Origin of the sequence: Gordonia paraffinivorans NBRC 108238, assembly GCF_000344155.1 — a bacterium.
In the GTDB taxonomy this organism is placed as follows: domain Bacteria; phylum Actinomycetota; class Actinomycetes; order Mycobacteriales; family Mycobacteriaceae; genus Gordonia; species Gordonia paraffinivorans.
Map to the genome: position 1 here is coordinate 1 of NZ_BAOQ01000023.1, position 14,106 is coordinate 14,106.

10 protein-coding genes and 4 pseudogenes are annotated in these 14,106 nt (G+C 70.2%); 4 read left to right on the top strand and 10 right to left on the bottom strand.

Features of this window, described 5'->3' with window-relative positions; translation table 11 throughout:
• The 6 genes and pseudogenes from GP2_RS11645 to trhA all read right to left on the bottom strand — a co-directional run.
• A partial coding sequence (locus tag GP2_RS11645; protein ID WP_006900712.1) for a MarR family winged helix-turn-helix transcriptional regulator occupies positions 1 to 533 on the bottom strand: 533 nt, incomplete at its 3' end.
• 25 nt (positions 534 to 558) lie between these two features.
• Positions 559 to 1,359: an SDR family NAD(P)-dependent oxidoreductase gene (locus GP2_RS11650; protein WP_006900713.1), complete on the bottom strand. Its 801-nt coding sequence runs from the start codon at positions 1,357 to 1,359 to the stop codon at positions 559 to 561.
• Between the two features lie 172 nt (positions 1,360 to 1,531).
• Positions 1,532 to 2,326, bottom strand: a complete 795-nt coding sequence (locus tag GP2_RS11655; RefSeq protein WP_006900714.1) for an acyl-CoA dehydratase activase — start codon at positions 2,324 to 2,326, stop codon at positions 1,532 to 1,534.
• 20 nt (positions 2,327 to 2,346) lie between these two features.
• Positions 2,347 to 3,387, bottom strand: a complete 1,041-nt coding sequence (locus GP2_RS21195; protein WP_006900715.1) for a 2-hydroxyacyl-CoA dehydratase — start codon at positions 3,385 to 3,387, stop codon at positions 2,347 to 2,349.
• 142 nt (positions 3,388 to 3,529) lie between these two features.
• Positions 3,530 to 4,042 carry a hypothetical protein gene (locus tag GP2_RS11665; protein ID WP_006900716.1) on the bottom strand — a complete coding sequence of 171 codons (513 nt, stop codon included), beginning with the start codon at positions 4,040 to 4,042 and terminating at the stop codon, positions 3,530 to 3,532.
• A 37-nt stretch (positions 4,043 to 4,079) separates the two neighbouring features.
• A pseudogene (trhA, locus tag GP2_RS11670) lies at positions 4,080 to 4,754 on the bottom strand (PAQR family membrane homeostasis protein TrhA).
• Positions 4,755 to 4,909: 155 nt separating this feature from the next.
• Here trhA and GP2_RS22155 point away from each other — a divergent pair.
• The 3 pseudogenes from GP2_RS22155 to GP2_RS11690 form a co-directional block, all read left to right on the top strand.
• Positions 4,910 to 7,438 (top strand): annotated as a pseudogene (locus tag GP2_RS22155) (AMP-binding protein).
• Positions 7,432 to 8,020: pseudogene (locus tag GP2_RS22415) on the top strand (arsenate reductase/protein-tyrosine-phosphatase family protein). Before GP2_RS22155 ends, GP2_RS22415 begins: the two co-directional pseudogenes overlap by 7 nt.
• A 137-nt stretch (positions 8,021 to 8,157) precedes the next feature.
• Positions 8,158 to 9,046, top strand: a pseudogene (locus tag GP2_RS11690) (DUF4012 domain-containing protein); the annotation flags it as partial.
• A 32-nt stretch (positions 9,047 to 9,078) separates the two neighbouring features.
• Here the strand turns inward: GP2_RS11690 and GP2_RS11695 are convergent.
• A complete protein-coding gene (locus GP2_RS11695; RefSeq protein WP_006900723.1) occupies positions 9,079 to 10,050 on the bottom strand; it encodes a 1,4-dihydroxy-2-naphthoyl-CoA synthase in 972 nt (323 codons plus the stop codon).
• Positions 10,051 to 10,201: 151 nt separating this feature from the next.
• Here GP2_RS11695 and GP2_RS11700 point away from each other — a divergent pair, with 151 nt between their 5' ends.
• Positions 10,202 to 10,852 carry a PaaI family thioesterase gene (locus tag GP2_RS11700; RefSeq protein WP_006900724.1) on the top strand — a complete coding sequence of 217 codons (651 nt, stop codon included), beginning with the start codon at positions 10,202 to 10,204 and terminating at the stop codon, positions 10,850 to 10,852.
• A 136-nt stretch (positions 10,853 to 10,988) separates the two neighbouring features.
• Here GP2_RS11700 and GP2_RS11705 read toward each other — a convergent pair whose 3' ends face one another.
• The 3 genes from GP2_RS11705 to GP2_RS11715 all read right to left on the bottom strand — a co-directional run bounded on the left by GP2_RS11705 (position 10,989) and on the right by GP2_RS11715 (position 14,062).
• Complete coding sequence (locus GP2_RS11705; protein ID WP_006900725.1) at positions 10,989 to 11,441, bottom strand: Hsp20/alpha crystallin family protein; 453 nt, start codon at positions 11,439 to 11,441, stop codon at positions 10,989 to 10,991.
• A gap of 159 nt (positions 11,442 to 11,600) precedes the next feature.
• Positions 11,601 to 12,893 (bottom strand): saccharopine dehydrogenase family protein, encoded by a 1,293-nt coding sequence (locus tag GP2_RS11710; RefSeq protein ID WP_006900726.1) that lies wholly within the window; start codon positions 12,891 to 12,893, stop codon positions 11,601 to 11,603.
• Positions 12,894 to 12,937: 44 nt separating this feature from the next.
• Positions 12,938 to 14,062: an AbrB family transcriptional regulator gene (locus GP2_RS11715; protein WP_006900727.1), complete on the bottom strand. Its 1,125-nt coding sequence runs from the start codon at positions 14,060 to 14,062 to the stop codon at positions 12,938 to 12,940.
• Between the last annotated feature and the right edge of the window lie 44 nt (positions 14,063 to 14,106).

The window sequence follows — 14,106 nt, forward strand, 5'->3', positions numbered from 1 at the left end:
GCGTCGCCCATTTCGGTGCGGACTTGGTGCAGTGCGACGGTCAGGGCGTGCGCGCTGTCCGGCGCGGCAGCGGGAAAGCCGAAATCGGACTCGGCCAGCGAGTCGGCGATCTGCTTCATGGTCTGCTGTCCGGTCTCGGTCAGGGAGGCGAGAACGGTGCGGCGGTCGGTGGGGTGCGGGCGGCGCTCCACCAGGCCGGCGCTCTCGAGTTGGTCGATGGTGAGCGTGACCGTGGTCGGATGCACCATCAGGATCTTGCTGAGCTGACCGAGCGCTTTGCTCGAGTCGGGGTCGACGAACAGGGTGATCATCACCAGCAGCCCGCGCTTGGAGACGCGGAACGGCTTGAGCGCGCGGTCGATCGACTTGTTCAGCAGTGCAGAGATCCGCAGCACCTCGCTCATCGCGGTGAAGTGTTCCGGCTGCGGCATGCCGAGCTCGGCCCAGCGGCGCCCGGTGAAGCCGACGGTGTCCTCGTCCGGTCGCCCGGTCATCGGCTTGCCTCCACTCTGCTGCGCGATGTCGGCTGTCATTGTAGTGGGGGACGATTCGGCCCGGTCAGGCTGAGATTCTGCCGTTGGGGCTGACCACCTGGCCGGTGATGCGTCGGGCCGCCGGACTGCTGAGGAAGCAGGCGAGCTCGGCGATGTCGACCGGCTCGGCCACGCCGAGCGCGGCGAGCCGCGCCGCCTTCTGGAACAGCCGGGCGCTGAACGGCTCGCTCATCACCCGCTCGTAGCCCCCGCTGTCGGTGATGAGCGACGGGGTGATCGCGTTGACCCGGATGCCGTCGCGCTTGGCCTCCATGGCCATGGCGCGGGTGAACATGACGATGGCGGCCATCCCGGCACCGATCACCGTCTCGCCCGGGGTCGGATGCTTGGCCGCGTCGGAGGCGATGTTGACGATCGACCCCGAGCGCTGTTCGCGCATCAACGGCAGCACCGCGCGGGACATGAGCAGTGGTCCGAGCATCTGGTGGTTGACGATGTCGGGGATTGCTTCGATCGGAATGTCGTGCAGCAGAGCAGGATTGGCCGATCCGGTGGTCGAGTTGACCAACAGGTCGATGCCGTCGAGACGCTCGGCGAGTTCATCGGTCAACTGCTGGGCGACGGCCGGCTGGTTGACGTCGCCGGCCACGAAGCAGACCTCGAGGTCGGGGTGTCGGCGCCGCAGGGTCTCGGCGGCGGCCGCGCCGCGTTCCGGATTGCGACCGACCAGACCGATCCGCCGGACGCCGGCCTCGGCGAAGCGGCGTGCGGTGGCCAGGCCGACCCCGCCGGTGCCGCCGACCACGACCGCGGCGGCGGTGGCGAACTCGGGTGGCACCGGGGCGGTGGCGGCGGCCTCGGTCATGGTGGTTCTCCTCGGGACGGTGGCGCGGCTCAGCCGGCCGGCAGGGTGCGGACAGGCAGACTGGGGACGGGCAGGGGAGTCGGTGCGGCCGGAACCGCACAGCTTGCACAGTGCGGCGTCGGGGGTGCGGTGCCGGCCGAATTGCGGGCGGCCGGATCGACGTCCGGCGAACTCACGGCCAGATTACTGCGATGCTCGTCGCGGGCGATGAGGGCGGCACCGAGGGCGCCGGCGATCTGCGGCTCGTCGAGCTGCTCGATCGGCAGGCGCAGGGCCTCGGAGAGGAACTGCCGGCGGCGGCGTTCTTGGCGACCCCGCCGGTCATCACCACCGGCCCTTCCCGACCGACCTGCGCGATCAGGCCCAGGGTCCGCATCGCCACCGCGTGATGCACCGAGGCGGAGATGTCGGCGGGTGCCGCCCCCTGGGCCAGCAGCGAGATCACCTCGGTCTCGGCGAAGGTGGCGCACATGCTGCTGACCTCCAGCGATCGGTCCCCGGGCAGGGCCAGCTCGGCCAGGTCGGTCACCTCGACCTCCAGGGCGCGGGCGAGGACTTCGAAGAAGCGTCCGGTGCCGCTGGCGCAGCGATCGTTCATGGCGAACTGGTCCACCAGCCCGTCCCGGTCCACCAGGATGGCCTTGCTGTCCTGCCCGCCGATGTCGACCACCAGCCGCACCCCGGGGCGCAGCGCGGCCGCACCGCGGGCGTGGCAGGTGATCTCGGTGAACATCCGGTCGGCCGAGGCGACCAGCTTGCGGCCGTAGCCGGTACTGATGGTCCGGGAGATGTCGCCGGCGTGCAGGCCGGCGCCGGCCAGGGTCGCGTCGACGGCCACCCCGACCGCACGCGCACTGACCGCACCCAACTGGACCACCTCGGCGGCGACGATGGTGCCGGTGTCGTCGACGATGACCGCCTTGGCGGTGGTGGAGCCGAGGTCGACTCCCATCGTGTACCAGGTCATGTCACTCACTCCGCACGTCGTCAGGCCCGGGCCCGCTGCATGTCGATGGTCTCCAGCATCGCGACCAGTCGGCTTTCGAGCACGTCGTCTTTGTAGAAGGAGGCGTCGGCGACATCGCCCTCGAAGAACATCGACTTCACGCCGAGCTGCCGATCGGCGGTCTTGGCCAGAATCTGCTGCGGGTTGGTCATCGCCCGGCAGGTCCGCGAGGAGTGGAAGGCGATGCCGTCGATGTCGAAGGCCTGCAGGTCGCGGACCAGCAGCTCCTGCATGATCTTCAGCCCGTGGTTGATCGGGCAGATCAGGTAGTGCTGGGCCATGCCGCGCAGCGGATTCTCGACGTCGATCAGCTGCGGCTCCTGCCAGAAGGAGTTGTGGGTGTAGCGGCCGCAGACCACCGCCGCGTCGAACTCGGCGAAGCGCTTGGACAGCCAGCCCAGCTGGGTCCAGTTCATGATGCCGTCGAAGTAGAGCCGGTACTTCTCGGTGGGCACCGCCCCGACCCCGTCGACCAGCCGCTGTTCGATCTCGGCCTTGACGCCGGCGAAGTAGTCCACCAGGTCCTGATTTCCGGGCAGGAAGTTGATCGGGGCGATGCTGGCCACCCAGTCCCAGTAGGTGGCCGGGGTGGGCGCGGCCTTGCACAGCCCGCTGATCGTGGTCCGCAACGGCAGCGCGCCGGCACTGCCGTAGACGGTGAGCTCGCCGAGCGTCTGGCCGGTGACCGGCTCGACGAAGATCGCCAGCCGCTCGGACTCGCCGAGACTCGGGTCGGTGAATAGAACCCGGGTGGTCTGGCCGGTCTCGACCGCCGGCTGGACCGCGGCGACCGTCAGGTCGGGGCGGGCCGCCTCGGCGGCGGAGATCTGATCGTTGAGCGGCAGCGCGGTGCCGCCTTGGTCGGTGTGCAGCTGATCGCGGTAGACCAGCTGCTCAAGGGAGGGGGCGACGGCGTACAGCCCGCCGCTGACGGTGGCGATGATCAGGAACGGAGCCACCAGGATGCCGGTGTAGAAATGCAGCCGGCGCAGCAGTGCCTGCACTGCGGCACGAGGGGTCATGACAAGTCCTTGAAGGAGAAGCCCGCGCGAGGTCGCCGACGCAGCCGGCGGCAGCGCAGTGGGGGAGGGCGGCGTGACCGCCCAAGGCTGAGGGCACCGCTGCCGGAGCGCAGCGGCCCGGAGCGGTGTGGAACGGATCAGGTCAGACCGGCAGTGGCGGTGCGCGGGTCGCGCCGGGGCCGCGACCGGGCCGGTCGGGCCGGGGACCGTCGACGGTCGGCACCGCGAGTCGGCTCGGGCCGACGGGCGGGTGGCCGAGGGCCACCTCGAGCAGTGGGATCAGCCGGCGCAGCAGGCCGAGGATTGCGGTCTCCAGGCCCGCGACCAGGACCGCGGCCAGCGCGGCGGCCGCCACGTGAGCCGCGGCCATCGACAGGCCGGGCAGCAGCTCGTGATGCCCGCCGCCGGTCAGCGCCAGCACCAGGTGCGCCAGGGCCTGCCCGGCCAGCAGCAGGGCCGGCAGCAGCAGCCGTCCGGGGCGTCGGGCGCCGGCCGTGGCCAGGCCCAGCGCGCCGCCGGTCAGCACCAGCAGGATCAGGGCGTCGGTGCCGGGGAGGGCACCGTGGCCGAGCGCGTGGCCGGCCGTCCCGGTGATCGCGGTGGACGCACCGATCAGGCCGCCTCGGGCCCGGGCGGCGGTGCGGTCGGCGGTCACGCCGGAATCCTAACCGGCCGCGCCGACCCGGCCGGAGTCAGCCGACCAGGACCAGCCAGACCGCGATGTAGTGCAGCAGCGCGGCGACCGCGGTGCAGGCGTGAAAGACCTCGTGATGACTGAAGGTGTTGGGCCAGGGCTCGGGCCAGCGCAGTGCGAAGAAGACGCCGCCGATGCTGTAGAAGACGCCGCCGAGGGCGAGCAGCACGACCACCGCGACCCAGGTGTGGGCGAGCAGACTGGGCGCGACCGCGACCACGGTCCAGCCCAGCAGGAGATACAGCGCGACGCCGAGCCAGCGCGGTGAGCCCGGCCAGAACAGCTTCACGGTGACGCCGGCGACCGCGCCGGTCCAGACGATGCCCAGCACCCACCAGCGCAGGTCGCCGGGCAGTCCGAGCACGCAGAACGGGGTGTAGCTGCCGGCGATGAACACGAAGATCATCGAGTGGTCGGCGCGTTTCATCCGGACTCGGCTGCGCGGGGTCCGCCAGTCCACCCGGTGATAGACCGCGCTGACGGTGAACAGCGCCACGATGGTGACGGCATACACCGAGACCGCGGCCACCGCCGCAGCGCCGGACAAGATCGCCGCCTACATCGCCGGCGCGGCCGGGGTCGCGCCGGCGATGTAGGCGGCGTACTGGTGGATGACGCCGCGCAGCCGCGGTTTGCGCAGCGTCTCGATCATCTCGTCCACAACAAGTGCCATGAACCTACGCTACCGTAGGTTTCTCACCGGTAACCAGACTTCCAAGTAAAGTGACGCCTGTGAAACTCCTCCCAGATCGGGTCCGCGGTGGCCTGCTGCGGGTCTATGAGCAGCGGCTGATCCAGCTCACCGATTCCCAGAAGCTGCCCCGTCATGTGGCGATCATGTGCGACGGCAACCGGCGCTGGGCGCGCGAGGCCGGCTTCGAGGACGTCAGTCACGGTCACCGGGTGGGGGCGCGGCGCATCGCCGACATGCTCGGCTGGTGTTCGGAACTCGGCATCGGCACGGTGACCCTCTACCTGCTCTCCACCGAGAACCTGGGCCGGGCCTCCGACGAGCTCGACGCCCTGATGGAGATCGTGCCCGACATCGTGGAGGAGATCTCCGGCGGCGACTGGCGCGTGCGGATCATGGGCAGCCTGGCGCAACTGCCGGCCCCGGTCGCGCAGCGGCTGAAGGAGGCCTCGATCCGCACCGAGGGCCGCTCCGGAATGAACGTCAACGTCGCGGTCGGGTACGGCGGGCGGCAGGAGATCGTCGACGCGGTGCAGTCGCTGCTGGCCGAGGAGGTCCCGGCCGGAGCCGGCGCCACGCCGATCCGGCCGTCGGACATCCCCGCACGGCCCGCCGGACCCGTTGCCTCCGAACCGGTCGCGCGGGTGTCCCCGGACTCGCTGGCTTACGTCATCACCACCTCGGGCACGACCGGAACCCCGAACATCGTCGGCGTTCCACACCGCGGCGTGCACCGCGTGGCCGCCCTCGGCGACGTCCGCTCCGACGACCGGGTCGGCACGGCCATCAGCCCCGGCCTCGATGCCACCTTCCACGACATGCTCCTCCCGCTCGCGACCGGTGCGACCCTCGTCGTGGTGCCGGCCGAGATCGTCGGCGGCAACGATCTCGCCGGCTTCCTCGACCGCACCCGGGTCAGCGTCTTCACCGCGACCCCGTCGGTGTTGCGCACCATGCGGCCGGGGACGATCCGGACGTTGCGGCTGGTCTACATCGGTGGAGAGGCGCTGACCGCCGATCTCGCCGAGGCGTGGTCGGCGCACGCGCGGGTCATGAACATCTACGGCCCCACCGAGACCACCGTGACCGTGTCCACGAGCGCGGTGCGCCCGGGCGAGCCGATCCGGCTGGGCTCGCCGCGCCCGGGCATCGGTGTGGAGATCCTCGACGCCCGGCTGCGGCACGTGCCGCCCGGCGTGGTCGGCGAACTCTATGTCAGTGGAACCGGTGTCGCGCGTTGCTATCTCGGGGACCCAGCGCTCACCGCGGCCTCCTTCGTCGCCGCACCCGACGGACGACGCCGCTACCGCACGGGCGATCTGGTGCGCTGGGACCGCGACACCGGCGAACTCGTCTACGTCGGACGCGCCGACCGGCAGATCAAGATCCGCGGTCAGCGGGTCGAGCCGGCCGAGATCGACGCGGTCCTCGTGCGTGCCGGCGCCGACCGAGCGATCACCGTGCTGCGGGACGGTCCGGCCGGCCCGGCGCTGGTGTCCTATGTGGTCTCGCAGGCTCCCGCCGAGGATCTGCTCGCGGTGTGCCGGGCGACGTTGCCGCGGCACATGGTGCCGAGCCGCGTCGTCGAACTCGACGACCTGCCGCTGTCCGGTGCCGGCAAGATCGACCGGGGCCGGCTCCCCGAACCGCAGTGGTCGTCGTCGACGAGACAGCCCGAAAACGTCACGCAGGCAACGGTTCGCGATGCGTTCCGCGCGGTGCTCCGCCGGCATGACGATGATGTGTCCGGTGGGGCGCAGGTCGGTATGGACGACGACTTCTTCGCGCTGGGTGGCAACTCGCTGGCCCTCGTCGCCCTGCGTGACGAGGTGTCGACACGCACCGGGGTCAGGGTCGAGGTGGCCGAGCTGTTCGCTCACCGCACGTCCGCCGAGGTTGCGGATCTCCTGGAGGCCAGGGCGTCCGGTGCGCCGATCTCCGACCTGCGGGTGGTGCCGCTGTCTCGACATCCGCGAGTGGGGGAGCGAGAGCGCATCGTCTGGTGTGTCCACACGGCGCCCGGCGTGGTCGAGCCGTTCCGGCCGTTCGCCGAGGCGTTGCCGGGCGTGACGGTTCTCGGTCTGCAGTTGCCGGAACTGGTGCTCGCCGGCCGCGAACTGCCCTCGACCCTCGCGGAGATCGCCGCGCTGCATGTCGAGTCGATCCGGCAGCGGCAGTCGGACGGGCCGTAGCACCTCGTCGGCTGGTCGCTCGGCGGCAATCTCGCCCACGAGATCGCGCGACAACTCGTCGACGCGGGCGCCGAGGTCGCGACCTTGTTGATCCTCGACTCCCGGGCCCCCGACGAGCTGCGGGACGTGCCCGACGACGAGTTGCTCGGATACGACCACCCGCTGCGCGACCTGGCGCGGCGGTACGACCCCGACGCCCTGCGCCGTTTCGAGGAACGGACCCGGACGCTGGCGCACGCGGTGCGTTCCCACGACCTCGGTGCCGTCGACGCGGGTGTGGGCGTCGGCAGGGTCGTCTACGTTGCCGCGGAGGACAATCCCGAACCCGGCCGCTGGGCCGGTGCGGTCGGGGATTCGAGGACCCGGGTGGACGTGGTGTCCGCCGGGGTCACGCATGCGCGCATGGGTGAGCCCGACGTGATGCGTCGGCTCGCGGAATCGTTCGAGACCTGGTTGTTCGAGGAGGAATGGTGACCGAGCCGTCAGCGGGGATGTCGATCCTGTTCGTGTGCACGGGCAACATCTGTCGCTCGCCGACCGGCGAGCGGGTGCTGGCCGGGCTCGTCGACCGGATGCGTGCCGAGGGGAAGGCGCTGGAGGTGACCTCCGCGAGTGCTGGCGTGGGCGCCCTGAACGGTCAGCCGATCCATCCGCACTCCGCGGCCGTGCTCGCCGAACGCGGTTATGACGCGAGCGGATTCGAGTCCCGGTACCTGCGTCCGCCGATGCTCGCCGCGGCCGATCTGGTGCTGTGCATGAGCCGCGCACACCGGGCCGCCGCCCAGCAGATGGCGCCCGCGCTGGAAGCGGGTCTTCACCCTCACCGAGTTCGTCACGCTGTCGGACCTCGGCCCGCTGCCCGAGGTCATCGCCGGCCGCGGACGGATCGATCCGAACTCGCCGCAGCTCGACATCGTCGACCCGATGGGGCGTCCCCGCGAGGACTTCGACCGGGTCTTCGCCGAGATCGAACCCAAGGTGGAGGTCGTCGCCTCCTGGCTGGCCACTCACCACGCGGCCGAGTCGGTGTCCTCCGACAACACAGCGCCGACGTAGTACACGGCGTCGACGGAGAACACGGGGCCGATCGCGAACGCCGGACGGCCCGAGCACACAGGGGAGATCCGATGATCCGCCGCATCGCCGGGAACCGGGCCGTTCAGGTCCTCGTCGTCGTGGTGGTGCTCGTCGCCGCGGCGATCGCGTGGCTCGCCCATTCTGGAAGGCCCAGACCGGGCAGCGCCTCGACAGCGCAATCGCCGTCGACCCGATCGCGCTGAGGTACGTGCTCGAGGTCGTCGGTCCGGTGACGTTGGCGAACGGGGAGAAGATCACCGCCGACAACGTCGTGCCGATCACCCTGTCGACCGCGTACAAGCGGTTCGCGGACGACAACCGGGCCCGTAAGCAGTACCTGCAGGACATCTCGCAGGCCGTGGTGAAGAAGCTCGTCAACTCGGGTGCGAACACCCGCGACCTGCTCGAGGCCCTCGGCCGGGGCGTCCACGAACGCCGGATCATGGTCTACAGCACCCACGCCGAGGAGCAGGAGATCCTGGAGACCACGAACCTCGGTCACCAGATCTCCGACACCGACTCCCCGTATCTGCAGGTCGCGATCGGCAATGCGTCGGGCACCAAGCTCGACTACCACCTACGCCGCGAAATCTCCTACACCTCGGGCGATTGCAGCGGCGACACCCGCGAGTCGGTCATCACCGTCAGGCTCACCAACACCCTCGAACAGACCGACCTCACCGACTACGAGGCGGGCGGTCTCGGAACGGAACTCGACGTGAAGAAGGGCACCAATCTCGCCAACGTCGAGTTCCTGACGACAAGGGCGCGGTCCTCAAGGAGATGACGCTCGGCGACGGCGGTGCCTTCTACGTCGAGCAGACGCTGCACGGGCGGCCGTACTACTCGACCCGCGTCGGCATCGCGCCGGGCGAAACCGCCACGATCACACTGAAGATCGACGAACCGACCTCCGCGAAGGGTGAGGCCGAGGTGCCGGTCCAGTCGCTCGTCGACGACCCGACCGTGACGGTCGACGTGCTGGCGTGCGGGCCGAAGGAGTGATCGAGGGGAGTCACCGCTGCACGCGCCGGTGATCAGTAGTAGTACGGGAAGTCGTCCCACCGCGGAGGCCGCTTCTCCAGGAAGGCATCCCGGCCCTCGACGGCCTCGTCGGTCATGTAGGCCAGGCGCGTCGCCTCACCGGCGAAGACCTGCTGGCCCATCAGGCCGTCGTCGGTGAGGTTGAACGCGAACTTCAACATGCGCTGCGCGGTGGGGGACTTGCCGTTGATCTTGCGTGCCCACTCGATCGCGACGTTCTCCAGTTCGGCATGCGGAGCAACTCGATTCACCGCACCCATGCGATGCATGGTCTCCGCGTCGTAGGCCTCGCCGAGGAAGAAGATCTCCCGGGCGAACTTCTGCCCGACCTGCTTGGCGAGGTAGGCCGAGCCGTAACCGGCGTCGAAGGAGCCCACGTCGGCGTCGGTCTGCTTGAAGCGGGCGTGCTCGGCGGAGGCGAGCGTCAGGTCGCACACCACATGCAGAGAGTGCCCGCCGCCCGCGGCCCAGCCGTTGACGACGGCGATGACGACCTTCGGCATGGTGCGGATGAGGCGCTGCACCTCGAGGATGTGGAGGCGGCCGCCCTCGGCCTTCACCCGCGCCTCGTCGACGGTGTCGGCGCCCGCGGACTCGACGTCGGAGTCGTGGGTGGTGGCGTACTGGTATCCGGAGCGTCCGCGGATGCGCTGGTCGCCGCCGCTGCAGAACGCCCAGCCGCCGTCCTTGGGGCTGGGCCCGTTCCCGGTCAGCAGGACCGTGCCGATGTCGGGGGAGCGGCGGGCGTGGTCGAGCACCCGGTAGAGCTCGTCGACGGTGTGGGGCCGGAAGGCGTTGCGGACCTCGGGGCGGTCGAAGGCGATGCGCACGATTCCGTACTCGCGTCCCTTGCCGACGTGACGGTGGTACGTGATGTCGGTGAGGTCGGAGAATCCCGGGACCTCGGCCCACTGGGACGGGTCGAACGGCTGGTCGGCGGTGCGTGTGTCGTCGGTCGCGGTCATGCGCTCAGACTAGTGACCGGCGGGGTTCGCGCCTGCCACCGGCGACACCTCGTGCCGTCGCGGCGCCCCGGGCGCCGTCCGACCGAGCGCGCGATCGGTCACCGACGAGGCGGCTCGGGTGCGCCTGCGGGTCTTCTTATACGGTTGACCGGTGAGTGAAGCAAACGATCGTGCAGCCGAGACCGTGGCGGAGGATCCGCACGAGGGCGGTTTCCGCCCCCACGCCGCGATCACGACCGAACGCGGCGGTCCTCGCTATGCGGAGTTCAGCGAGCAGGTCCGGCTGCTCATGGACAACGCCCGGTACGCGTGCCCCGAAGGCGATCAGGTCGACGAGCTGATCGAGCATCTCGCGGTGGTCAACGAGAAGCTGGCGAAGGTGCGCATCGACGAGTGGCACTCGCCCGCGGGCACCCGCATCGACCTGCCCTCGCGCGGCAACATCACCCTGCCCCCGTACGAGGTCGTCGAGGCCTCCGAGACCGGTGTCGTCGCCGACCTCGTGTTCCGGGACTTCCACCTCGGCGGCAACAACGCCGCGCACGGCGGACACATCGCGGTGGCGTTCGACGACCTCGGCGGCTACGCCTCGGCGGTCGCCATCCAGGCCGTCAGCCGGACCGCCTACCTCAACGTCCAGTACCGCTCGATCACCCCGCTCAACACGACGCTGCGCGTGCGCGCCTGGGCCGACCGGATCGAGGGCCGCAAGGTCTTCATCAAGGGCACCATGCACGACGGTGATCGTCTGTGCGCGGAGATGGACGCCCTGTTCATCAAGCTCAAGCCCGGACAGGCCTGACGCCGCGCCCCGGTTCTCGTCGAGCAGGGGGGCGAGTCGGCGAATCCCCCGATCTCGTCGGGGGATCGCGTGTTCGGATGGAGATGACCGACGACGGCCGGCACACCGGCTCCGGTGTGCCGGCCGTCTGCTCGCCTCAGCTCTTGGCCCCGGTCTCGATGGCCTGCTGCGTATGGCCGCTGCCGACGCTCTCCACCTGGATGCGGCGCGGCTTGGCCTTCTCTGCGACGGGGATCGTCACCGTCAGCACGCCGTTGTCATAGCGCGCGGTGATGCCCGCGGCGTCGATGGAGTCGCCGAGGGTCAACTGACGACGGAAGGTGCCGGAGAACCGCTCACTGGCCAGCCACTCGACGCCCTCGTCGGACGGGGCGGTGCGCTCGGCCGACAAGGTGAGAACGCCGTTGTCGACCCGGACGTCGATCGAACCCGGGTCGGCCCCGGGAAGGTCCGCGATCAGCATGTAGTGGTCGTCGACCTTGTAGAGATCCATGGGCATGAACCGAGGTGCACGCGCCGTCCCGGATGCGGCGTTCAACATGCTCCGGGTCATGGCGTCGAAGTCGGAGAAGGGGTCGAATCGCAGCACAGCAGTTCACCTCCTGTATCTCACAGGCTGCCCGCCACCCGTTCAGACGAGCAGCACACAAGCTGTACCGACACCAGGTTAGCTCCGGATTCGCGACTCGTCTAGCACTCTCGGGTGGAGAGTGCTAATCCGTTCCGGTGCCGGTCCCTGGTGGTCGGGTCAGGTGAGTTCCGTTGCCTCGATGGTGAATCCAGCGTCCTGCAGGCGTTCGACGAGGACGTCGCCCATCGCCGCGGCGGGCGTCAGCACGCCGGTTCGCGACGGCAGCCGGTTGCGATCGACCGCGAGCGCGAGGGCGCTCTCGGCGAGCATCACCGCGGTGGCCTTGTAACCGGGGTCGCCCTGTGCGCGCATGCGCGAGCGGTACCGCTGGCCGGTGGCGGTCCTGGTGTAGGTCTCGACCACGAAATAGCCGTTGTTGCGGGCCTTTTCGCTCGGCCCCTCGCCGGGCGCGGGGAGCACGCGGTCGAGCAGTCGTCGCGTCGGGCCGAAGCTCATCGCCCCCAGGAACGCGCCCGTCCCGACCGCGACGACACCCGCCGCCAGCGTCGACAGGGCGGGGATGCCGCCCACGCTCATCGTCTCGGCGTAGTGGAAGTCCGGCCCATACGCGTTGTCCAGCAGTGCATTCGAACGACGCACGATGCGGGTGTTGTACGACGACATGAAGAACGGGGCGAGGGTGCCGCGCAACGATGGATCGACCTTCTTCGCGTTGACGAGGTTCAGGTCGCTCGGCTCGGCGGAGAGGCTGACCCGCGGAACCTCGCCCGGACCGCCGGACAGGGCCTGCGGATTGAGCAGCAGGCGACGGGTCGCGGAGTCGCGGGCCTGCTCGGCGATGACCCGCATCGAGTCGATCGTGCCGCCGGACACGCCGCCGCGCATCGACTTCAGCACGAAGGTGGTGTCGGTGAGTTCCCCGGCACCGTCCTCGGTGACCTTCTTGTAGAGCGCGTAGACGCTGAGGTCGGAGGGGATCGAGTCGAAGCCGCATGAGTGCACGATGCGGGCCCCGGTCGACTCGGCGGTCTCGTGCGCCTTGTCGATGGAGTAGCGGACGAAGGGGACCTCGCCGGTGAGGTCGACGTAGTCGGTGCCCGCGTTCGCCGCCGCGACCACGAGGGCCTCGCCGTACCTGAGGTAGGGGCCCACGGTGGTGCACACCACGCGTGTGCGGGCGACCATCGCGTCCAGCGAGGCGGGCGAGTTCGAGTCGGCGACGATGAGCGGCCACTCGTGCGCCCGCAGCGGCAGGCTGCGGCGCACCTCGGCGAGTTTGGTCTCGTTGCGACCGGCGAGCGCGATCTTCGTGCCGATCGGCGCGTGGTCGGCGAGGTAGCGCGCGGTGATCTCACCGACGAAGCCCGATGCCCCGAACACGACGACGTCGAACTCGCGGTCCCCCGACCCGGTGGCTGCTGTGGTCTCGGTGATGTCTTCCCCACTCATGTGTTCGACCTTACGTGGGACGCACCTCACATGTGACCGTGGAGTCAGTTGGGCGCGGCACCCCGCCGTCGTGACGCGGCCCGGGCCGCGAACGGCGCGACGAAGAGCATCAGCAAGACCCTCAGGATCTGCGCGGCGACGACGAAGGCGACGTTCCCGCCCGCCCCGACAGCGGCCGCGAGCACGGCGTAGATCCCGCCCGGGGTGGTCGCGAGATAGCAGTCGAGCATCGACTCGCCGGTCCATGCCGAGAGCGCGACTCCGAGCAGTGCGCTCACGACGCCGATGACGAGGATCAACAGCAGGGCGAAGGGCAGCACCCGGCCGATCGCCCGCAGCCGGTCCACCGTGAACCCGAGTCCGGCCTGCCAGCCGATGACCGCGTAGGCGACGGTGAGCAGGATCGGCGACACCGCGGCGTCGCCGGCGATGCCCGTGAGTTCGGCGACCGTCGACAGGGCGAGCGGGCCGAGCAGGCCCCCGGCCGGCAGCCGGAGGAGCCGGCCCGCCGGGATGCCGGCACCCAGGCACACCGCCAGCAGCAGAAGGCCGAGGCCCTGGTCGGCCCAGGAGGGCGGAACCTCCTCGACCGCAGACGAGGTGGCGCCGAACACGCCCGACGCGACGACCGGGATGGTGACCGTGACCAGGGCGACCCGCAGGTACTGGATGACGGCGACCATGCGTTCGTCGCCCCCGAACTCCCGCGTCAGCGCGACGAGCCCAGAGGCGCCGCCGGCCACGAGGGCCAGGGAGCCGGTCAGCGGGTCGACGTCGCGGTGCAGGCCGAGCAGTGCGCCGCAGGCGACCGAGAGCAGCAGTGTCGCGACGCCGATGACCAGGACCGGAAACCAGGACGAACCGAGGCCGCTCAGCGTCTGGCTGTCGGCCATCGTGCCGATGAAGACGCCCAGCACGCCCTGGGAGGCGACGAACACCGGCCGCGGCACGATCGGGGGTGTGTCGGGGGCGGGGTCGACGGTGACCTCGCCGCCGGCCGCGTCCGCGGGGTCGCGACGCCGGTGTCGGGGGAGCGGCGCGAGTCCGGCGATCGCGAGGATTGCCGCGACGACGAGGCCCGCGAACAGGGCGGCGGCGTCGACGTCGACGATCTCGAGGGCGAGCGTCGCGACCGCGGTGAGCACACCCAGCAGCAACCAGCGACGCATTGGCCTCACGTTAGGACAGCGGATCGGGTGTCGCCGGTCGGGGT